Raw genomic sequence first — 21511 nt, 5'->3', positions numbered from 1 at the left:
GGCTCTACTAATTAATAATGGAACATATTAGTTTTGAGGTATATTCACTGTACCAGTAATCGTTCCTCGTGTAACGTAGTTTGAAGAATAGCTACCTATTTTTATTACGGTGAACGGCTGGTCTCCATAAGGTTTTAAAATATAATCCCCATTACTTATCGAATAATCCCCAGTTGCATCTTGCATTGGAACTGCCGAAGACCAATCATCTCCATTCATAGCAATAAAAGTTACATTGTTATCAAGGTTTGTTGCATTAATGCTAGCAGAAACCCCATTTTCACCAGAGCTAGCTGTCCAGATTGTTGGAAAATTATCTGGTCCTACCCCGGATTCATTCCAGTAAGCCCAAAGCGGACTTGTAATTGTATAATTTATAATATTATCGGATGACTGAGTAGGTTGACTAACAGGAACCAACTCAATCCGATCGATAAATACTTGTGTGTTTGTTTCCTGTGGCTGTAAGGTAAGTGCTACTACCACATTTCCTGAAGGTAAAGTAAGAGGATCACCAGATCCGCCACCTGCAGGCCATGAGATGTCTTGGACTACATAATTTCCTTGTTGTCCCGATACATATACTTGATTTGGGAAGTTTGCTTGTATATTGGCATTTGTAGTACTTTTAAATCCCCATCCACCACCTTGAATCTGGCCACCATTTGCTACTACACTTTGCGTTAAAGATGCAGTAGTTGTACCAGCGTTTGCATAACGTACACGAACTTTATATTTTCCCGCTGTTAAGTTTGTTGCTGTTATCAACAAAGTATTTCCCGGAGTAAGGTTTACAGCATTCGCACCATTCACCCATTCTCTTACCACTACAGGACGGTTCCCATTCGTAAGAAATCCCTTTTCTGCCGGAAACCCTTTTCCAACGATATTTAGTGTATCAGGATCGATTGTACCAAAAACATTGTTTGGACTTAGACCATAGGGAACGAAACTCGCCATTACTCCTAATTTCCCAGATGCTCCCGACACATTTGTTTGTGTAAAAGGGTATAGCGCATTTATTTTTTGATTTGGTAGCTGACTATTACAACTTTGAAAATAGCCATTATTACTCGGACAACTGCCTCCTGGTGAGCAGTCTCCAGAACAGTATCCAGGTAGATTACAACCTGAAAAACTACTAACATCTCCCCACATGTTCTCCCCATCAACATATGTCGTATGTTGAGTTGCAGCATTAATGTTTGTTATAGGAGCGTTTTGCCAATGATCACCTGAGGTACCTGGATCATTATCACCATATCTATACGTGTTACTTGGATAGTTTAGAATAACTCCATATGGCCAGCAGTAACAATCACCACAATAGGAACCGTGATTATAACTATAGACTCTGGTTTGCACCTTCTGTAATTCATCAGGGAAATAAAAAATAGAGTTAAAATCTATTGTCCCATGTTGATAGCTAGTTGTATTGTCGAGAATATTTCGAATCGTTACATTTCCATTACGAGATTGATCTTGCCCTACTAGATCTGAAAAAATAACACGTGTTTGTTCTAATTCTGTTTGAGAAGTATAATCATCAGGATACATGGAAGGCCATGTTGCAACCATATCTAAGCCGTTTAACAACATTCCTCGAATATATACATTGTAGGCATTGATCGAAGCTTTATCAGATCCTAATGAAGGCATCCCCGATTTAAAAGCATCAAACACTTTTTGTGTGTTGTCATGAATAGCTGTCCGCATGATTCCTTTTATTCTAACTAGATTTTGTTTTTGTGTAAGCCCATCACCTTGTGTTTGATCTGGGTACACTACATTAATCCATTTATTTGCAAACTGGATAAAAGATTGATACGTTGATAATTGTACAGTTGCTCCTATAACAAAGAAAGGTATCGCAAGCGTGTCAAAATTTCCAGTGACCATTTGACTTAGGGCGATAATAAAAGCGGAATTAGCCGCAACAAGTTCATTATAAACATTTACATAATCTGAAGGGCTTGGTTGTCTTGGTTGTCTGTTTTGATCTCCTTGTACGCCAGTAAACTGCGCATCGACTACGGTGTCCGCTGCCTCGCTCGCTAATGTAAAAATAGCATTCAAATACCCCTGCCAATTATTTTTATCCTGATTAGATAAGGCTTGATTCAACTGTTTTTGAATTTCTGCATCAATCAAATTAATCAATTGTTGAGTATCATCTTTACTACTGTGTGGCCACAACCAACCAATCACCATGCTGAGAATTGGTGCTGCAACAGCAACGCCAGGAATTTCAGCGCCTAAAACTGTTCCTAATATTCCTATACCAGCTTGTAAAACTGCTAGATAATTGAAGCTTCCCCCACTCGCTGCTGAGAATCCGTTCTGTAGAACCGTTGTTAATAATTTGTCACTACCTGTTTTTTGAAATTCCACCCATGCTTCTTTTAGGGAAGTAATAAGGTCCTCAAAATCACCAAATTGACTCCCTGCAGTGCCCCTTGGCGGGCTTACCAGTACATTATAAGGAATAATGGATTGTTCTTGTAATGAATTCATAAAATACCCCCCTATAAAAATGGATTTGATATAGCATACTCTCTTTTCGAGACGGTGAAGAAACTCAGAGCTTTATATGTTTTATTGGTATTATAAACATATTTTTTTGTGTGAATGGAATGTTTTGGGTTGTTATCACCATTTTAAGATATACGTGAAATACTCTGTTTATTCCTGTTATTTTCTTTATATAAAAAACTACAATGTTTTCCGTAGTCTGACAAAATTGTTCAAAAAGTAAAAGTATGTGTATATGTGAGTCAAAAAAGGGAAATTTACATTCCAGACTTCTCTTTTTCGACGTAAAAGGAATTACATTATTTAAACATCAACCATATTATTTCGTACATAATCATAACCGAGGTTTATCTTATCTTTAAATTAGGATGTGTGCTCTGAACACCTGAATCAACAACTGCTACAAACCTCATTTTTTCCAATTGATTCGTTTGAGCCTTTAATGTAATTCCAATGGATTTGAATCCCCGTAAACACAGTACTCATAGGATTATAATCACTATGTGTAAACTGTGAATCGTGTCCATTGGCTTGAATGATTTCAATATTAGGTAAAACCTCAAAAACATTAATAATGGCTATCAAGCTTTTGCTTTTTACTTATGCCGTACGCTATCCACCTTTTTTCTGATGTTACATTAGACCATGATTCCATTCGGAAAGGAAGTGCAGTCAACATCTTCCTTTCCTTCTATGAGTGAGCCCTATACAGAGTTAGGAACGACAGAAAACCAAACGATTTTAGGTGTAGAACTGATTCCCCATTAAGAAAATGGCACAATGTTTTCTGTAGATACGTTAAAAACAGGAACCGTATTAATTTTAATAACGAGTAAACAGGTAGAGATACAACTTATTTCCTCATCAGGGAAGGTTTATAATAAACAAGATACATTAGTAACAAAGGGTCATAATATCTTTTTAAAGGGGTTTTCATTCATATGTTTCAACTAAAAAGTATGAAAGTGGGAGACTGGCAGATACGTATGAACACGGAAGGTAAAGATGCCTATTTAATGATGGTACGGTATCAACAATAAGCACCTTTCCATTTGAAAATACCCGCTAATAAAGCAAAATTAAAAATCCCATCTTTTGATAAAAAACTGTTGAAGCGGAGGTGGTCTCTATTATGATTCGCGTTGTTCATTGGACAGCTACACTGAGTTCATAATCTGATGGATTTCGACAAGTAGATACAAATATTTTATCTGCTACGTTACAGCATATAGAGCAATCGGATATATACAATCTTATAATTGATGTGAAAGGAATAAATAAAACAGGACACCCATATACATGTACAATTATACTTTCTATGTATATTGAAAAATAAAATATGTTTAGAATTCTACAAACAGAAAAAACGCTCTTATGAGCGCCCTTTTTCTGTTCGTTACTTTTATTCATTTTGAGGTGGTACAGTAAAACTGGAACACAGTATAGAGATAAATTATTCTATATAAGAGGTGTTTCAGATGAAAAAACAGTATGATGAAACATTTAAAAAACAATGTGTTGAATTGGTAATCAAAGAAGGGCGTACAATTTCCAGTATTCAAAGAGAATTTGATCTAGGACATGGGACTCTTAATTCATGGATAAAAAAATATTCTTCTCCACTTTTAGATAGTAAGGGAACTGATATGGCAGAACTACGTTCTTTACGAAGAGAAATCCAGGCATTAAAAAAGGAAAATGAATTTTTAAAAAAGGCGGCAACCTTCTTTGCCAAAAACCAAAACTAACACGTTTTCAGTTTATCAAACAATATCACCACATATTTGGAGTGCGCTGGCTTTGCTATCGATTACAAGTGTCTGCGAGTGGTTTTTACGACTATTTTCATCGTAAAGCCACTGAAGGTCAGAAAAAACGTAAAAAGACAGCGGCTTATATTGTCATGCAATTTAAACGTTTAAAAGGTAGAATGGGATATCGAAAACTGTACCGTTATCTTATAAATAGAGATGTTATGGTGAGCTTATCTCAAGTAAGACAAGCTTTATGTCGAGCTGGATTAAAGTCAAAAGTTGTCACGTATTATAAAAAAAGAAAGCAAGACCATTATACATTCCCAAATGTACTAGAGCGCTCCTTTAAACCTGGTAAGAAAGACGTTCCAACAGTTGTATGTGATATTACAGAATTTCGTTTAGTAAATGGATTGAAAGTGTATTTTTGTGCTGCATTAGACATTAGCACCCGGCGGGTGCTTGGTTACTCTTTGGATACTCACCAAGATGCGCAATTAGTAAAGGACACAATTCAGCAAGTTAAAAATGTTTATGGAAGTCACAAAAAGATTTTATTTCATAGTGATCAAGGATCCCAGTTTGCCAGTTATACAGTTACTGATTTTTGTAAGCAACAAAAGATTCAACAAAGTATGTCCCGCAAGGGGAACTGTTGGGATAACGCTGTGATCGAATCATTTTTTAGCATCTTTAAACGTGAATGTTTGCATGGAGAAAAACTGATTTCTCTCGCTCAAGTAACTCAGTTAGTAGCTGAATTTATTTATATGTATTACCATTCCATTCGTCCGCACTCATCATTAAATGGAATGACTCCGTATCAGTATTCAAAATCAATTGCATAATCTATTTCATGTTCCAGTTTTTCTTGACCAGGTCAGAATGACTAATATAATTTAAATATTTGATTTGTCTAGTTTGGATTCCTTGAGACATCTTTTAATTAAAATTGAATAAGCTAAATTTTTACATCAAGCATTGTATTCATGCTGTTAATTCTAAAGAAAACACAACTAACTTTTATTTGATTAATTCTACAAGGGGCACGGCAACGATTCCTTCTTTTTTGGGCCACTGGCCATTTTATATAACATAATTTAGTATTTCATCATGATTCTAGTATTTGAAACAAGTCATATGAGACACTTTAGAATTAAGAAAATCAATAACTGAGTTATTATTCCAATAGAGTATACCTTATTGGGATAAATTTATAAGATGTTATTAAATTATTTATTCACATGAAAAATTAACATTTCTTAGATATCTTTTTAGCGGATAAGAACAGTTCTTTTGTAATTAGACCTGTGAATGGCCCAAAAAAGTACTAATCGTTGCCGTGCCCCTACAAGTTATACGAATACAAAAATCTAATCTATCCATTGTTTTCGGAAAATTGAAGCCAAAAAGTGCTGGTAGACATCTAAACAAAATAATCCTATATAACAAAGGGATGTTCTTATTAAAAAACTTAAACATTCTTATATTAATGTTTAAATGGTATCAAACAGCTGAAGCTATTTTATATAGTATAGAAGCAATGTCATACGTTTTAAAAAAAAGAATCCGTCCACCCAAAAACAAAATTTCTTAATCCTCCACCGTGGAATTAAAGTAGTCTAGAAAGTTCTGGTGATAAATTGTTCTTTTGTATCTGAACTTTTCCATCCAACTTTGATAAGATGAAGAAAAATTCATTAAATCACTTTAGCTGTATATCTGTTTTCTTTTTTTTATGTAACTTTATTAGAGAATTTTGTGCCATAACTAGTTACTATATTTGCACCAATGTAGTTACATTTTTCATATATATAATAACAAAAGGACTTATGAAGGGAGATTATGATGCATATAAATCAGCAATGCCAATGTGAAATTTGTAAAAATAATAAAAAAGAACTTCCTACAATATTCTCCAACATACATGAAGGTGATTTAATCAAAGTATTTTCTAATGGGAATTTTATGGGGGTAGGTACATTTTTGAAGTTTGAAAATAATCTAATTTTTTGGTTGGATAAACGAGGGAATATGAATATTACTGACCTTACCTTGAGTAATATAAAAAAAATTACTGCAAAAATTACAAAATAATACCTTCTTTATCATTTTAACCAAAGACTCTTTCCTTAAGGAAACTCTAAGTGCGAACAGATAGGAGCTGAATTAAAATTAAATTGCCAAAAGTTGTAAAGTAAAGAACCAGAACGGAACGTATTTTACATGCTACAGTTGGACAGAATCCTTCTGGCAGATACTTTGTATCATTGTTAATTGAAACAGAAGTATAAGAACGTCCGAAAACAAAATCTTACATTGGGATGGATGTAGGACAAAAAGATTTTTCCATTTTGTCAGATAAAACAATCTATAAAAATCTGAAATTTTTTCGATCATTAGAAGAAAAATTTGCGAAAGTACAGCATATTCTTTCAAAAAGAACCTTCTTACTAGAATAAACAGCTATTAAAGGTATCTAGAATGCATGAATACATAGCAAGTGCTAAAAAAGATTATTTAGATAAAATCTCGACCGAAATTATCAAAAAATATTCATATTTTTACTGTATGGAGATTACAGACGGATACATCGATGTTCATAGAAAATAAGCAGAGCCTCCAGTCGATTTAACTGAGAATAGTTCAATGAATATTATAAATCAAAAATTAACTATTGAAAGCTATGTAAAAAATTCATATCATGATTAATTAAAAAATTTAAATTAATCATGATATGGATTATTTTGTGTAAATTTGATTACAATCTAATAAATATTAATTAGATTCAAATCTTAAGATTTTTTAAACCAATTATAACTTTTAGTATATTTTATTTAACAATAGATTCATTATAATCCTGAATCATAAATTGTTTTTTCATCACAACAAGCAGTAACTTTTTGAATACTACTTACACGTAAATCAGTAAAATTCATGTTAGCATTTCGATCCATCCAAATTATTATATTTCCCTCAACGCGAATAAATGCACCGGTTCCAAGTAAATTCCCGCCTGAAAATAATCGAATTTTATCTCCTTCTGTAATGCCATAATATTTACACAAGTCCACACCGTTAATGTATGCCATTTTGGAGCCTCCTTTTTAATAACTCCTTATTGTATATGCGTATTTATATAAATATGCTTAGACGTTTATCATGGGAATAATATTGGTTTTGTTTATATAGTTAGTATGAAGGCCTTTGACTTGTGCAAATATGAACAGTTCTGTTGCAAAGTTAAAAAGGCATATGCCCTTTTATGAAATTTAGTTACTGTTTAAGCGGTAATAAACATTTGATGTAATTCATTATATGTCTTGAAAACACAATGTGGTTATTGTAAACTATTTTTTCAGTTAATATATACTTCCTCTATTTTATTTTTTGAAAATTATGTAAATTAAATTGAAATATGTATGAACCCAATTCATACTGTTTATTTTGGGAAACGATACACCTCATTCTTTTAGAATTTTAGATACATTTTAAAACAACAACAAATGTGGGTGGCTAGTGAACTCACTCACTTAGTACCTCTTACTAGCTTACTTAAAGTAAGGGTGTTTTAATGATTCAAGATCCTTATAACTGAAGGTATAGTCTGTATAACTTAATAAATATACGTAGCAAAAAGTTTCGAATTTCTCAAATCTCCTAATTCAAGTTCATAGTGGCGCAATATACAACGTATGTATAAACTAATAAACCAAAGTCTGGATTCAAACTTTGGTTTTAAAGAAATATATTTTTTAACACTGCGGTTGTTTTACCTTTTTTCAAAATACTACAGTATTTTGAACCAGTTTATAAGGAAGGCATAAATAACTTAATCTTTAATACCATTTGTAATTATTAATAATTAAATTGAAAAACACCGGTTAATTTCCATATTCGCGGATTTACTATGTCAAATGGTTCCAGTTGAATATTATCTATTTTCACATGGTTGCAATCCACCGCATGATATGGAAAAGGTTTCACACTATATTTTAAAACGGTATCGATTGAAATAGTGTCTGTATAGTACAATTGAATTGTATTTGATGTACTCCCCACAAAATTAATTTGAGTATTTTGTTCGGGTTTAATATCAATATTAGCTGCTATAGAAATACAGCCCCGCATAGTTAAAGTGTATAAATCGATTTCAATTTGCCCATAATCTTCTACATTAATGGTTTTCTTTCCAGTATCTTGTGCTATGGATAATCCGCTCACATCATACATAAACTGTGTTAAACCATGAGACACAACTCGATATCCACGAGGAATTTCTACTACACATTGAAATGGCACAGTTGACTGTTGTGTCTTCTTCATTATCGAATCCGGACCGTTAAAATCCTGTATAACGTCTTCCATAATTAGATACCCTCACTTTCCTTTTAATGGCATGTTTTTTTAATCTTACATAAATTAGCCTTTCATACTATTTAGTATTTCTATATTTTTAATTTATGCCTTTTTATTGTTATTCTTATATTTTTCACATAGATAATATCTATTTTGTCTGCGCTATTATCAATAATATTTACCAAATAGATAGGGGATATAGTTCGGTTTGGTACATCCAAAAAGCATTTTATATTGTATAAAAAAGAGGATGTTTTTCTGACTGCAAAATAAAGTTTTAACAGCGTTCTTTGTAATTTTTAAATCTAAATTTCCCCTTATTTTTTCAAAAAAATATCCGAGCTATCCTCTGAAACAAATACGATGCTCTTATTAACATTTATTCTGCAATTTCCTATTCATCGTTTTAATTCTAATTTTTCCTTAGTTTCTTCTAAAAAGTGTACAGGAATAATGGTAGACTATATTTCTTTTATTTTATATGTTATTTGGAATTTCTTCCTCAATAAAAGCGAAATAATTAGCTTCGGGCAAAGGAGCCTAATTCATAAAGTGATAGGCTAGGCTCTCTTAATGTTCAATAAATGGGATAGTATATAAAAGGTTGACATATGGTACACACTCTGCCAAATTTACTGCCATGAATAAAGATTTTGTTTGGTTAACAACCGTAGATAGTATTACGAGTTAGTCAGCTTTTCGCAACCTTTGGAATGCTTATACACATTAAAAAACAAAACAATGCCTCACGTGTCAAATTTAAGGCCAACAACATGCAATCCTATACTACAAAAAACAAATGAAAACATTTCCGTTTTAAGAAATAAAATGGGCAAAACTAGGTCTTGTTTAATAATTTGTCAAAATTCGTGAAGCAAAGGGGGTATTTTACATGATACAATTAGACAGAATCTTTTTGATATTATGTCATTATTAGTTGAAACAAAAGTACAAGCGCTTCCGAAAACACCTTTTTACATGGGAGTGGATGTAGGACTAAAAGATTTCAACAATTTTTCAGATGGAAAAACCTAGACAAACCAAAAATTTTTTCATTGGAATAAACAGCGCGTAAAGGTAGCTAGAATGTATACATACAGGGCAAACGCTAGAAAAGATTACTTGAACAAAATATCAACAAACACGATGTCATCGGTATAGAAGATTTACAAATATTGAATATATTCCAGAATCATAAGTTATCAAAAGCAAGTAGTGACGTATCATGGTCACAGTTTCAAAATCATTTGAAATATAAAGTAAAATGTACGAAAAACCAGTCACTGTTGTATCGAAAACATTTACTTCCAGTCAATTATATTCTTATTGTTGATATCGAAGCAACCACGTTATTAGATCTAAACCTGCGTAAATGAGGATGTCCTTCTTTCCGTATATACCATGATAGAGCGGGTTGTTAACTCCAGTATCACTCTAAAGAATAAAGGGATTAATTCTGTTTTTCCGTTCCGTTTTGGTAAAATTCCGCCTGCTTTTCATGAAAAAGAGTTTTTTCCTTATCACCCAGTAATTGATAACAAATAGCCAACTGTTGATGGGGAAGCCATGTGTGATATGCCTGTTCTGCCACAGACCAAGCATACCGATCTGGTGAAGGTTGCATATAAGCCGTTTTATACCAAAAAATAGCTGCTTCCACATGTCCTTTTCTTAAAAAATGTTCCCCCATACGACAACTAAATGCTGGATAAGGGACATCTAACGCCAGTGATTGTAATGTGAATTCTAACTCTTTTTCTGGTTGTTTCATCATTACATAACAGGTAGCTAATTGATGATAAATAAACATTTTATTTTCTAATGAAATCTCAGGATGCTCTTTACATTGTTCAAAATATTGAATTGCCTTATCATATTCTTTGTGTACTTTACATTCTCTTGCATAATGATACATATCAGATATATTCAATTTATAGCCTTTTTCCAAATGACGTTCATAAATTTGTATATTTCTACGTGCAGGTGATGCATGAGCATTTCCTACTTTAGTATGTGTAACACAAATATCCGAGTTAACACATGTATAAGAATCACCTATAGATAAATCTTCATGCACAATACCTTTCCACGTAAAGCCTTTACTGCGTTTTACTAGTCGTAACCGTTTCGTATAAGACACCACTTTTTTCTTGTCTTCGTGAAGCATTAAGTATTTCATGGAAACTGCATCCACATCCTCTGAAAGAGATTCTTTTAATCGTTTTAATTTGTTACTTTGCTCTGGTTCCAAAATATCATCTGCATCTAACCAGAAAATATAATCTTTTGTTGCATATTGAAAAGAAGCATTTCTGGCAGCAGAAAAATCATCAATCCATTCAAAAGAATATACATGTGATGTCCATTTTTTCGCAATCTCCTGCGTTCGGTCAGTAGAACCCGTATCTACAATAATGATTTCATCTGGAATTCCCTTCACAGACAATAAACAATTTTCTAGGTTATGTTCCTCATTTTTGACAATCAAACATAGGCTAATAGAAATCATATTGATTCCTCCCATACATTTTTATTTAGGGTCTATGCGGAATAACCCTCTATTATTCATATTCATTATATTTAATAATAAAATTTAACATTTAAATTACTGCTTTAATTAAAACAAGTCGCATATTCTTGAAACTGAAGACATCGATTCAAAAAAGTAGAATATATGCTTAAACTTTAATTGTGATGTAAATCACGAATGTTTTCATAATAGACAAAAAACAGGAAGTTAATTACAACGTTACACTACATTTGGGATTTAACCATTTCCCATCTCTATAGGATCACGCATACAAAGTGAGGTGGTACAGTAAAACTGGAACACAGTATAGAGATAAATTATTCTATATAAAAGGTGTTTCAGATGAAAAAACAGTATGATGAAACGTTTAAAAAACAATGTGTTGAATTGGTAATCAAAGAAGGGCGTACAATTTCCAGTATTCAAAGAGAATTTGATCTAGGACATGGGACTCTTAATTCATGGATAAAAAAATATTCTTCTCCACTTTTAGATAGTAAGGGAACTGATATGGCAGAACTACGTTCTTTACGAAGAGAAATCCAGGCATTAAAAAAGGAAAATGAATTTTTAAAAAAGGCGGCAACCTTCTTTGCCAAAAACCAAAACTAACACGTTTTCAGTTTATCAAACAATATCACCACATATTTGGAGTGCGCTGGCTTTGCTATCGATTACAAGTGTCTGCGAGTGGTTTTTACGACTATTTTCATCGTAAAGCCACTGAAGGTCAGAAACAACGTAAAAAGACAGCGGCTTATATTGTCATGCAATTTAAACGTTTAAAAGGTAGAATGGGGTATCGAAAACTGTACCGTTATCTTATAAATAGAGATGTTATGGTGAGCTTATCTCAAGTAAGACAAGCTTTATGTCGAGCTGGATTAAAGTCAAAAGTTGTCACGTATTATAAAAAAAGAAAGCAAGACCATTATACATTCCCAAATGTACTAGAGCGCTCCTTTAAACCTGGTAAGAAAGACGTTCCAACAGTTGTATGTGATATTACAGAATTTCGTTTAGTAAATGGATTGAAAGTGTATTTTTGTGCTGCATTAGACATTAGCACCCGGCGGGTGCTTGGTTACTCTTTGGATACTCACCAAGATGCGCAATTAGTAAAGGACACAATTCAGCAAGTTAAAAATGTTTATGGAAGTCACAAAAAGATTTTATTTCATAGTGATCAAGGATCCCAGTTTGCCAGTTATACAGTTACTGATTTTTGTAAGCAACAAAAGATTCAACAAAGTATGTCCCGCAAGGGGAACTGTTGGGATAACGCTGTGATCGAATCATTTTTTAGCATCTTTAAACGTGAATGTTTGCATGGAGAAAAACTGATTTCTCTCGCTCAAGTAACTCAGTTAGTAGCTGAATTTATTTATATGTATTACCATTCCATTCGTCCGCACTCATCATTAAATGGAATGACTCCGTATCAGTATTCAAAATCAATTGCATAATCTATTTCATGTTCCAGTTTTTCTTGACCAGGTCACTTTGATAATACTCGTTGTGCCTTTGTTAATCGTTCTAACATGTTACGATAGAAATTAGGATAATTGGCTTTCTCATCCTCAGAACTAACGTATAATCCATCCATCGTAAAGTCTAACCTCACAACTGTTTCTACTTCTTTTTGTATAATTTCTTTTTCATATTCAGTCAAGATAGACACATAGTATTTACCCGTAGGAGTCATAGAAATCGTACATGATTGGATTCTATAATCTTGTAGCATTTCTCTATGTTGTTTGATACGTACCATTTTCAGTTTTGGCAATTTGATATGACCATTCAGCAACATAATATTTCCGTTTACTGCATTCGTTGTATAAGACTTTCTGTCTTTTACTTTTGCATGTTAGGAAGTCATTTTGACCACTAAAGAAATTCTTATAGGCAGTTTGCAAGTTTAGTTGAGCATTTGCCAAAGCTAATGAATCCACTTCTTTTAATCACTCAAATTCTGCTTTATATTTCGCGGGAGTTGGAGGCTTTTGTTTCTTTAGTTGTTCCTTATCATCTTTATATTTTTCGTACGCTTCTTTTCGTTCAGCTAACATTCTATTATACACGAAACGTACACAACCGAAGGTTTTACGCATAAGATATGCTTGTTCTTCTGTTGGATACAAACGGAATGTATATGCTTTATTGTGCTTTGTCATATCATTTCACCTCACCTTTCACCTTGATTTTCAATATATTTCTTTACTACGTCTATTGGAGAAGCGCCAGTAGTTAATAAGCAAAAACTTCTTGACCAAAACATCTCTTTCCAAAGTTTCGTTTTCACTCGTGGAAAATCTCTCTTGATGAGTCGAGAACTTGCACTTTTATAAGCATTAATAAATTTTGTCATTTCTGTATTCGGATGAGCCTTGAACAAAATATGAACATGATCTACATCATGATGCCACTCTACCAATGTTATGTTGTAATTCTCAGATAATCTGACAAACATGTCTTTTGCATAGTCTGATATATCATCATTGAACACATTTCTTCTGAATTTTACAACCAATACAAGGTGATACTATAGCAAGAACACCGAATGATTATTATTATCTAATTTCATTGATATACTAATATTTATTCTTTATAAGACTGACTCTGTCAGAGGAAAAATAAAAAGCAAAGCCTTTTGGCTACGCCCTTCACACGCTTGAGGAAGAAGAATTCTTTCGGGGAATACGTTAAAATATTTTGGTATTAGTATATCAGCACATCTTCATTAATAGTTATGTCGTTTGTCAAACCCCTTTTTAATTATATAAGGATATTAAATTTCATGCCATAATAATCGTATCATTCAAATGTGCACGAATTTATTTGGATGATACATAAAAGAATAGATTATTTCAAAGTAGGGAGATGCTAAATGATTATTATCTTTAATGAACCACAAGGAAATTTTCCAACAGATTTTCAGTACTAAGAGTCGTTTTAATTTATTTTTGATGAAAGAAAGTTGGAATTGGGAAAGTCTCAACACGATAAAAAGGAAGAGACATTTAGGTTTTATCGAATTACCTATACATTCATCTGTAAATGTTAAAGCGATTATTTATACAGATTAATATAAAAGTATGTTTATTGAGGAAAGTGGAGAAGAGAAAATCTCGCAAACCATTTTTCAAGAGTAATATGTTTTTATGGATGTAATTTAAAGGAAATGAATGATTTTTAGGATGTCTCTGGGTGCTTGAATGACTATAAACAATAAAGTACCTTATGACCTACTTATACTGTGAGGTGAATTAATTATGATTATTCAAGATCTTGGTGAGTTACTAGATTTATTACATTAATGTTAGCAGAGTACGTAGAAAGGGGGTAGAAACAATGATTATTATTACAGGAATAGAACCACCTATGGATTATTGAGTCGTATTGACCTGGTCAAGAAAAACTGGAACATGAAATAGATTATGCAATTGATTTTGAATACTGATACGGAGTCATTCCATTTAATGATGAGTGCGGACGAATGGAATGGTAATACATATAAATAAATTCAGCTACTAACTGAGTTACTTGAGCGAGAGAAATCAGTTTTTCTCCATGCAAACATTCACGTTTAAAGATGCTAAAAAATGATTCGATCACAGCGTTATCCCAACAGTTCCCCTTGCGGGACATACTTTGTTGAATCTTTTGTTGCTTACAAAAATCAGTAACTGTATAACTGGCAAACTGGGATCCTTGATCACTATGAAATAAAATCTTTTTGTGACTTCCATAAACATTTTTAACTTGCTGAATTGTGTCCTTTACTAATTGCGCATCTTGGTGAGTATCCAAAGAGTAACCAAGCACCCGCCGGGTGCTAATGTCTAATGCAGCACAAAAATACACTTTCAATCCATTTACTAAACGAAATTCTGTAATATCACATACAACTGTTGGAACGTCTTTCTTACCAGGTTTAAAGGAGCGCTCTAGTACATTTGGGAATGTATAATGGTCTTGCTTTCTTTTTTTATAATACGTGACAACTTTTGACTTTAATCCAGCTCGACATAAAGCTTGTCTTACTTGAGATAAGCTCACCATAACATCTCTATTTATAAGATAACGGTACAGTTTTCGATATCCCATTCTACCTTTTAAACGTTTAAATTGCATGACAATATAAGCCGCTGTCTTTTTACGTTTTTTCTGACCTTCAGTGGCTTTACGATGAAAATAGTCGTAAAAACCACTCGCAGACACTTGTAATCGATAGCAAAGCCAGCGCACTCCAAATATGTGGTGATATTGTTTGATAAACTGAAAACGTGTTAGTTTTGGTTTTTGGCAAAGAAGGTTGCCGCCTTTTTTAAAAATTCATTTTCCTTTTTTAATGCCTGGATTTCTCTTCGTAAAGAACGTAGTTCTGCCATATCAGTTCCCTTACTATCTAAAAGTGGAGAAGAATATTTTTTTATCCATGAATTAAGAGTCCCATGTCCTAGATCAAATTCTCTTTGAATACTGGAAATTGTACGCCCTTCTTTGATTACCAATTCAACACATTGTTTTTTAAACGTTTCATCATACTGTTTTTTCATCTGAAACACCTCTTATATAGAATAATTTATCTCTATACTGTGTTCCAGTTTTACTGTACCACCTCATTTTCGTAGCATGGATGATAACTTATATGAGTGGGACAGTCATCAACAAGAACATGTAATTGGTGAATGGGACAAAATTAGATTAGAAGATGCTTTATCATTGTTAACGGAGCGGGAGAAAGAAGTGTATTTAATGTCTCGAGGATATTGTTTAACATATAGGGAGATTGCTAGATACTTAGATATTACATGTAGTACGGTACAATCTATGATAGAACGTGCTGAAAAGAAAATAGCAAGACAGGTAAATGAGAGCCTCTTCTGCAATTGTGGATGAGGTTCTTATTTTTTAGGGATATTTATTATAGTAAATGGTTATCTTTGAGAAATTAAGGTGAAATATGGTTTGTGAAATTGTACGGCATATTTGTTTGGTTAAGGAAGTGGAAATATGGTTAAAGATGTAATTAATTTTAGTTTATCCGAGGTAAATATACCGGCGCTTAATCATCCTGACATTAATATGATAAGCTTAATCTGTAAAATGTTTGAATAGTAAAAAAATCGCGCGAAGGCGATTTTTTTACTATTGCTCAAGCATTAGGGTACCACAATCAGGACAAGGAACTTTTATTCCATTTAATGTGTGTATTGAGTTTTCTTCTATATATTTTTCTGTAAGCGGAATGATTTGTTTGCATGCATAACACCCATATGGTGTAACGCCTACATTGGTAATTATATTTTCTTTAACATCAGATAGTTTAGAAACTTCATCTTGTAAATTCATTATTTCTTTTTCTTTAGTTATCACTAGACTTTTTAATTTTTGTATATGTTTTTGATATTCCTCTTCCTGTCCTTTATCTAAATTATCTTTCATGTCATTTAAAAATGGTTGTAATTCTTGAAGGGTTTGAACAACTTCTGTATTTTCTACTATACGATTTTGTTTTTGTGATATATTATTAGCTAATCCTTCAATTTTATCATGTAATTTTGTGTTTCCTTTTTCCAAATGCTTGAGTGTTTGACCAAATCCAGATTGGATTCTACCTAATGTGGTACCAATGTCTCTCGTGAATTTTACTGTATCATCATAAAATTTATTACTCTGTTCAGTTGATTTAAAGTAAAATGCAGCAGATAATCCTATCGAGAATAATGCAAGGGTAATAGATAGAAAGTCTGTTACTTTAAGTTCGAGATTCATGTTAATGATTTTATAAAAGAGTAATACTAGTAAAATCGCTAAAAATATTGTAAGTATTATTTTGAACCAATTTGACTTAAAGTAACTTGGTTGTGTTTCTTTATCGTTCATGAAATTGCCCCCATAACTATGTAAATGTTGTTGATGAAATTATGATGTGATAACATTAAGATTTTACTATATAAAATAGTGTTTTTCACTAATAAAATTAAAGTAAAGATGTTTATGAATCTGTACTTTAGGATTAAGAACTATAATTGTGTGATTTTTGAAAATACATCTCGATATGCGATTGTTAGAAATTGAAACAATATTGAAAATAATAAAAAGGTAACAGCTAGAACAACAAGAAGAACAATTATTCTTGGGACGGTTTCTTCAACATGCCTCCATACAAATTGTAAGATTAAAAATGCAAGGTAAATTATCATTAAAGAAAATACAAAGAATAAGCAAATCAAAAAAACGGAAAATAGAAGGTTTGGAGCGTATTGTAAGTATATTAGAGAGGGAATACTAAAGGCTCCTATTATCGTCACAATACTACTAATGATGCTTAATTTATCAGCAGCAGAGCCTTTATTAAAGTCTGCTTTTAATGTTTTAAAGAAGTTCATAAGAAAACACCTTTCATTTTTTATTAAAATATACAACTTATCAGATTTAATAATTGTAAGTTTACTAATAAAGAATGTAAATAGCTTTTTAGAATTATTGTTTAAAGAGTGTAAAATGAGTTTATACAAGGTTTTAAACGTTTAGTGTGTTTTAAGAGAGGAAAGAAGTTTATCGTGAAGGAAAATAAAATTTTAGATAATAGATTTTGGATGTGGAAAACTTTAATCGTTGGGATTAGTTTAAGTATACTAATGCTAGTATGTCTTTATAGGCTTGATTATTTTAAGTATCTTTGGGGTTATATAGGTGTTTTTTTACTTAGAAGTTTATTTTTTTCTTACATATGGTCTGTAATTTTTCATTATTTAATATTTATAGGGGTGTTTCGTAAGTATACTTTAAAGAAGGAAAGTGAAAATAAAACAGATGAGAAAATGAAGGGAATAAAAGTATTAGTGAATTGCTTCAAGAACTATGTAAGCTATATAAAATCTAAAAAAGAAAAAACAGTTCTGAGTTTCGTGAAAGAAATTATTTTTAATGTGTTCTCACCAGATTATTTCTATGCGCGAGTTTTTAAATATTCACTAGAAAATAATAATAGTTATAATAAGATATGTCCAAATAGAGCCTTTTATAGAACAAAAAGCAAATGTGAAGGAATACCAGGGGCAAAGCATAAACATTCGTATTTAGGTGGAAAAGTTATATGTGAATATAATCTAAAGGAAGATAGATATGATTGCGAAAAACATCAAGAAAAAAAGAGATTGCAAAAGTTTGTAATATATTCAAATTGGGTAAATGTATTATCTGCTTGTATTCTGTTTATAGTCTGTATGATTTTGGATTTGTACTTAGAAAGTGAAGATACAAATGGATATATTAAATTTGCATTTATATTTGTAACTGTACGTCTAATATCGAGAGCTATTGAAGTAGCAATTGCTTTTTATAGTGATGTAGTAAGAACAAAGATGACTCGTGATTTGTCAATCGGGGAACGATCTACAAACTTGAAAAGAGGACATAGAATTTCTTTAGTTGTACATACATATTTAGAATTTGTAATATTATTTTCAATTTTATATTTTTTAGAGCCAATTTGGATAAATAGGGATGCCCTTTCTGGACTAACAAATTACATGGATTTTGTGCTATATAGTGCATCAGTATCTGCTTTTAATATCTCGTTTGATACAAAAAACTTGACCACTCTAGGGAAAATGATTCATACTTCACAAGTATTTTTATGTATAAATCTTATAGTGTTATCAATTGCGACCTATTTAGGCTTCCAAGATAAGATGAATAGTTTTGAAAAGGCTGATTGGAGAAAAGAAAATCAAGATTAATTAAGTGAAATGTCCGTATTTCGGAAATTTAAAATATATGAATTACTTTTTTGTTATTTAGATAATTTGAAGTCATATGTTAAAAAAAGCATTCCTATTAGGATGCTTTTTTTATTTTCATTTCTAGTAGCGGTTATATCAATTGTTAGGATAATAGTGTAATTTAATTGGATTAATCTATTTACTTAGGTAAACAGATATGATATAATAAATATAGAAAGAACGAAAGGGGGGAAACAAATTGGCAAAGTTAGCACTGATACTAGGGATGATACTTACAGCACTAACAATCATCGAAAAAGTCCTAGTCATCCACGAAAAAGTAAAAAAGCTCAAAACCAAACGAAAACGCCCAGCCAGACGTAAACGAAAATGATTTTGAGCGGAAGAGAGAAGCGCACCTTCTCTCTTCTATACACATTATAACAACTTGCCAATTTGTAAACAATATGAAGAAAACAAGTAATTCATCGAACTTCTTAATTATTTTCGTTACACTGTTTTACTTTGCGTATTTTCGAGATTCAGTCGAAGCGAGTATATTTAAAACTGTTTTGGATATCGTATTAATCATTCTTTTAGTCCTTTATATAATAAATACGTCATTACGACTTTATGGGATTTTTAAAGAAAAAAGAGGTGAATAAAGTGTACAAGTTTGAGGATAAAGAGGAATTACTTTCTTTTTTACATGATGAGGTATTAACGACACCAGAGGTAATGGATGTTTTAGGCATTAGTAAAGCGAGAATTAGTAAAATGATTAAAGATGGTAAACTTGTACCATTTAAGAAGATGGAACGAGTGAGTTTATTTCTACGTGAAGACATTGAAGAGAAGAAGAAAGAACTAGAAGTCCTGCGTAGTAAATATAGACCATATGAAGAGGAATAGTTATTTTTGTAGAAAGCCTAATTAAGATAGGTATTACAGTAAAGTATTTTAACTTTATATTAAGTTTTATTGATTTTATTTCAACCTCCTTTTATTCTTGTATAGAGGAGGTTGATTTGTATGAGAAAATTGCGTAAAGACATTAAAGTAATCGCCCAATTAGTTATATTTTTGGCGGTATTTACATTATTATCTGTAGTATTTAATGCTATAGGAAATATGGAAATGTTAGTAGGGATGATTCAGGAGACTTCTAAGTTAGGGATAAGCATAATAATAGGTTTAATTGGGATTGCAATTGCTTGTATAGCTTTTCAAAGTCTAGAAGCTAGAAAAGAGAACAAAAACTTTTATATGAATTATTTGACGTTAATGCTTATTGCACTACTCTTTTTACTAATTATTTTTTGGTTTCCATATTTACCGATAGATTCTAACAAGTATATGTATTATTTTATTTTTATAGTTTATTTTCTTTTGGGAACAGTTTTGTTAGGTCTTTCTTTAATTGGAACTCATAAAATTATTAAAAAGGCATTCGAATAAAATTATTTGAAGAAATAATCCTAATATAGAGGGTTATTTCTTTTATTATGGACATAGAAAAAAGAGATGAAGATAATTCATCTCTTTTATACGTTCTTATTTTCATTAACACCTAAATGTTTTTTTAGTGCATCTTGTAACACTTGTGAGTAGTTTACATTATTAGCTTTTCCCATTTTATCAAGCCAATGAGGAATAGTTAATGTTTTCTTTACTGCTTTATTTTCAATTTCACTACGGAATGGTGGCATCCATACTTCCATTAAGCCAATAACTTGATTGTCTGTAGTTTGAATAGAAGTTGGATTAGAAGCGGGCGGAATAGTGCCTTTATTTTCTTCTATTTCGTATAGATGAGTTGCCAACGTCTTTTTAGCCATTTCAAATGCATCTTCATAGTTAGTACCATTAGCATGACAATTTGCTAAGTCAGGAAATGTAACAGTAACTTGCTCATTAGAAAAATCAAAAATAGATGGGTAGATGTAGCGATCTTGGTAAGTGCTCATTAGCTTTTCCTCCTGCTAAATATAGTGTAATGGATTTACTTCTTCAATTTCTTGATAATCGAAATGGTGAAGACCAGAATCCATAAAATAATCACTATTAAGTAGATAGTGTCTAACATTTGTAAATTAGAAAAGTCGGTAACAATAAAGAAACGAATTGTTAAAAATAAACAAATAGTATTTAAAATCAATGAAGTTTTTGACATATAGATATGGGAGATGATAATATTTTTTTGAGAAACCCAACCAGTTGGTTGAGTTTCCCAATGGGTTATTTGCGTTTTCTTCGCTTAGGTTTTGCGCTTGGTCGGCTTGAACCTTTGCGTTGAGGACGCTTATTTTTTTCTTCTTTGCTTTCTTTGAGAAGTATGTAAATCGCTAAGATGAAAGAAGAAATCCCGCTTACTTTGTCTAACATATCTAGAATGTCCATCTCCCTTATTCCCTCCTTTCTATACTCTTATTATAACACGTATTATAATACGTGTAAAGGTAATTTGGTTAATTAATTCATATTTTTTTATAAAATAATATAAGGATATAAAATATTGAAAATGAAGTTATTGAGAGTATTTGCATTCAATATAAGTCTGTCCAATAAGAGATAAAAGCTTTATTTTGTCGTACAAAAGCCAC

At 31.9% G+C, this 21511-nt stretch carries 21 protein-coding genes and 4 pseudogenes; 13 read left to right on the top strand and 12 right to left on the bottom strand.

Going from position 1 to position 21511, the window contains the following annotated elements; translation table 11 throughout:
- Nucleotides 1-27: 27 nt before the first annotated feature.
- The gene (locus tag F3I02_RS29955) at nucleotides 28-2514 is read right to left on the bottom strand and encodes an insecticidal delta-endotoxin Cry8Ea1 family protein (protein WP_196478688.1); all 2487 of its coding nucleotides are present in this window, start codon (nucleotides 2512-2514) and stop codon (nucleotides 28-30) included.
- Nucleotides 2515-3177: 663 nt separating this feature from the next.
- Here F3I02_RS29955 and F3I02_RS34545 point away from each other — a divergent pair.
- The 5 genes and pseudogenes from F3I02_RS34545 to F3I02_RS29935 form a co-directional block, all read left to right on the top strand.
- On the top strand, nucleotides 3178-3300 hold the full coding sequence (locus F3I02_RS34545; protein WP_269061754.1) for a hypothetical protein: 123 nt from the start codon (nucleotides 3178-3180) through the stop codon (nucleotides 3298-3300).
- A gap of 710 nt (nucleotides 3301-4010) precedes the next feature.
- The gene (locus tag F3I02_RS29950; protein ID WP_230876755.1) at nucleotides 4011-4280 is read left to right on the top strand and encodes a transposase; all 270 of its coding nucleotides are present in this window, start codon (nucleotides 4011-4013) and stop codon (nucleotides 4278-4280) included.
- The gene (locus F3I02_RS29945) at nucleotides 4235-5134 is read left to right on the top strand and encodes an IS3 family transposase (protein ID WP_196477931.1); all 900 of its coding nucleotides are present in this window, start codon (nucleotides 4235-4237) and stop codon (nucleotides 5132-5134) included. Before F3I02_RS29950 ends, F3I02_RS29945 begins: the two co-directional genes overlap by 46 nt.
- 1000 nt (nucleotides 5135-6134) lie before the next feature.
- Nucleotides 6135-6383 carry a hypothetical protein gene (locus F3I02_RS29940; RefSeq protein WP_196478389.1) on the top strand — a complete coding sequence of 83 codons (249 nt, stop codon included), beginning with the start codon at nucleotides 6135-6137 and terminating at the stop codon, nucleotides 6381-6383.
- Between the two features lie 119 nt (nucleotides 6384-6502).
- Nucleotides 6503-6842: pseudogene (locus tag F3I02_RS29935) on the top strand (transposase); the annotation flags it as partial.
- A 296-nt stretch (nucleotides 6843-7138) separates the two neighbouring features.
- On the opposite strand, the gene F3I02_RS29930 reads toward F3I02_RS29935, so the two are convergent.
- Both F3I02_RS29930 and F3I02_RS29925 read right to left on the bottom strand, forming a co-directional pair.
- Nucleotides 7139-7378, bottom strand: a complete 240-nt coding sequence (locus F3I02_RS29930) for a hypothetical protein (RefSeq protein WP_196478388.1) — start codon at nucleotides 7376-7378, stop codon at nucleotides 7139-7141.
- A 766-nt stretch (nucleotides 7379-8144) separates the two neighbouring features.
- Nucleotides 8145-8654 carry a hypothetical protein gene (locus F3I02_RS29925; RefSeq protein WP_196478387.1) on the bottom strand — a complete coding sequence of 170 codons (510 nt, stop codon included), beginning with the start codon at nucleotides 8652-8654 and terminating at the stop codon, nucleotides 8145-8147.
- Between the two features lie 589 nt (nucleotides 8655-9243).
- On the opposite strand from F3I02_RS29925, the pseudogene F3I02_RS34240 reads away from it, so the two are divergent.
- A pseudogene (locus F3I02_RS34240) lies at nucleotides 9244-10097 on the top strand (zinc ribbon domain-containing protein); the annotation flags it as partial.
- On the opposite strand, the gene F3I02_RS29915 reads toward F3I02_RS34240, so the two are convergent.
- Complete coding sequence (locus F3I02_RS29915; protein WP_230876879.1) at nucleotides 10096-11154, bottom strand: tetratricopeptide repeat-containing glycosyltransferase family 2 protein; 1059 nt, start codon at nucleotides 11152-11154, stop codon at nucleotides 10096-10098. The pseudogene F3I02_RS34240 and the gene F3I02_RS29915 sit on opposite strands and share 2 nt — an antisense overlap.
- A gap of 363 nt (nucleotides 11155-11517) precedes the next feature.
- Here F3I02_RS29915 and F3I02_RS29910 point away from each other — a divergent pair, with 363 nt between their 5' ends.
- Both F3I02_RS29910 and F3I02_RS29905 read left to right on the top strand, forming a co-directional pair.
- Nucleotides 11518-11787, top strand: coding sequence for a transposase (locus F3I02_RS29910; RefSeq protein WP_230876755.1), 270 nt, complete (start codon nucleotides 11518-11520; stop codon nucleotides 11785-11787).
- Nucleotides 11742-12641, top strand: coding sequence for an IS3 family transposase (locus tag F3I02_RS29905; RefSeq protein ID WP_196477923.1), 900 nt, complete (start codon nucleotides 11742-11744; stop codon nucleotides 12639-12641). Before F3I02_RS29910 ends, F3I02_RS29905 begins: the two co-directional genes overlap by 46 nt.
- A gap of 35 nt (nucleotides 12642-12676) precedes the next feature.
- On the opposite strand, the pseudogene F3I02_RS29900 reads toward F3I02_RS29905, so the two are convergent.
- From F3I02_RS29900 to F3I02_RS29885, 4 genes and pseudogenes are all read right to left on the bottom strand, one after another.
- A pseudogene (locus F3I02_RS29900) lies at nucleotides 12677-13349 on the bottom strand (RNA-guided endonuclease TnpB family protein); the annotation flags it as partial.
- 11 nt (nucleotides 13350-13360) lie between these two features.
- Complete coding sequence (gene tnpA, locus F3I02_RS29895) at nucleotides 13361-13705, bottom strand: IS200/IS605 family transposase (RefSeq protein ID WP_230876788.1); 345 nt, start codon at nucleotides 13703-13705, stop codon at nucleotides 13361-13363.
- Between the two features lie 905 nt (nucleotides 13706-14610).
- Complete coding sequence (locus tag F3I02_RS29890; protein ID WP_196477931.1) at nucleotides 14611-15510, bottom strand: IS3 family transposase; 900 nt, start codon at nucleotides 15508-15510, stop codon at nucleotides 14611-14613.
- A complete protein-coding gene (locus F3I02_RS29885; protein ID WP_230876755.1) occupies nucleotides 15465-15734 on the bottom strand; it encodes a transposase in 270 nt (89 codons plus the stop codon). Before F3I02_RS29885 ends, F3I02_RS29890 begins: the two co-directional genes overlap by 46 nt.
- Nucleotides 15735-15798: 64 nt before the next feature.
- Here F3I02_RS29885 and F3I02_RS29880 point away from each other — a divergent pair.
- Nucleotides 15799-16077, top strand: a pseudogene (locus F3I02_RS29880) (sigma-70 family RNA polymerase sigma factor); the annotation flags it as partial.
- 249 nt (nucleotides 16078-16326) lie between these two features.
- Here the strand turns inward: F3I02_RS29880 and F3I02_RS29875 are convergent.
- Together F3I02_RS29875 and F3I02_RS29870 are read right to left on the bottom strand one after the other, a co-directional pair.
- Nucleotides 16327-17064, bottom strand: coding sequence for a hypothetical protein (locus F3I02_RS29875; RefSeq protein ID WP_196477699.1), 738 nt, complete (start codon nucleotides 17062-17064; stop codon nucleotides 16327-16329).
- Nucleotides 17065-17204: 140 nt separating this feature from the next.
- Nucleotides 17205-17570 carry a hypothetical protein gene (locus F3I02_RS29870; RefSeq protein ID WP_196477698.1) on the bottom strand — a complete coding sequence of 122 codons (366 nt, stop codon included), beginning with the start codon at nucleotides 17568-17570 and terminating at the stop codon, nucleotides 17205-17207.
- A 174-nt stretch (nucleotides 17571-17744) separates the two neighbouring features.
- Here F3I02_RS29870 and F3I02_RS29865 point away from each other — a divergent pair, with 174 nt between their 5' ends.
- From F3I02_RS29865 to F3I02_RS29855, 4 genes are all read left to right on the top strand, one after another.
- Nucleotides 17745-18926 carry a hypothetical protein gene (locus F3I02_RS29865; protein ID WP_196477697.1) on the top strand — a complete coding sequence of 394 codons (1182 nt, stop codon included), beginning with the start codon at nucleotides 17745-17747 and terminating at the stop codon, nucleotides 18924-18926.
- A 241-nt stretch (nucleotides 18927-19167) separates the two neighbouring features.
- Nucleotides 19168-19302, top strand: a complete 135-nt coding sequence (locus F3I02_RS34540) for a hypothetical protein (protein WP_001086026.1) — start codon at nucleotides 19168-19170, stop codon at nucleotides 19300-19302.
- Nucleotides 19303-19541: 239 nt separating this feature from the next.
- A complete protein-coding gene (locus F3I02_RS29860; protein ID WP_196477696.1) occupies nucleotides 19542-19820 on the top strand; it encodes a helix-turn-helix transcriptional regulator in 279 nt (92 codons plus the stop codon).
- Between the two features lie 120 nt (nucleotides 19821-19940).
- Nucleotides 19941-20366 (top strand): hypothetical protein, encoded by a 426-nt coding sequence (locus F3I02_RS29855; RefSeq protein ID WP_136997381.1) that lies wholly within the window; start codon nucleotides 19941-19943, stop codon nucleotides 20364-20366.
- Between the two features lie 86 nt (nucleotides 20367-20452).
- On the opposite strand, the gene F3I02_RS29850 is transcribed toward F3I02_RS29855, so the two are convergent.
- On the bottom strand, nucleotides 20453-20875 hold the full coding sequence (locus F3I02_RS29850; RefSeq protein ID WP_196477695.1) for a type II toxin-antitoxin system HicB family antitoxin: 423 nt from the start codon (nucleotides 20873-20875) through the stop codon (nucleotides 20453-20455).
- A 271-nt stretch (nucleotides 20876-21146) separates the two neighbouring features.
- The gene (locus F3I02_RS29845; protein WP_196477694.1) at nucleotides 21147-21308 is read right to left on the bottom strand and encodes a hypothetical protein; all 162 of its coding nucleotides are present in this window, start codon (nucleotides 21306-21308) and stop codon (nucleotides 21147-21149) included.
- Between the last annotated feature and the right edge of the window lie 203 nt (nucleotides 21309-21511).

The sequence above is a fragment of the Bacillus sp. SRB3LM genome, assembly GCF_015712745.1.
Lineage (GTDB): Bacteria > Bacillota > Bacilli > Bacillales > Bacillaceae_G > Bacillus_A > Bacillus_A thuringiensis_K.
The sequence above is the reverse complement of the archived record's forward strand: the minus strand, read 5'-3'. Positions and strand labels throughout refer to the sequence as shown.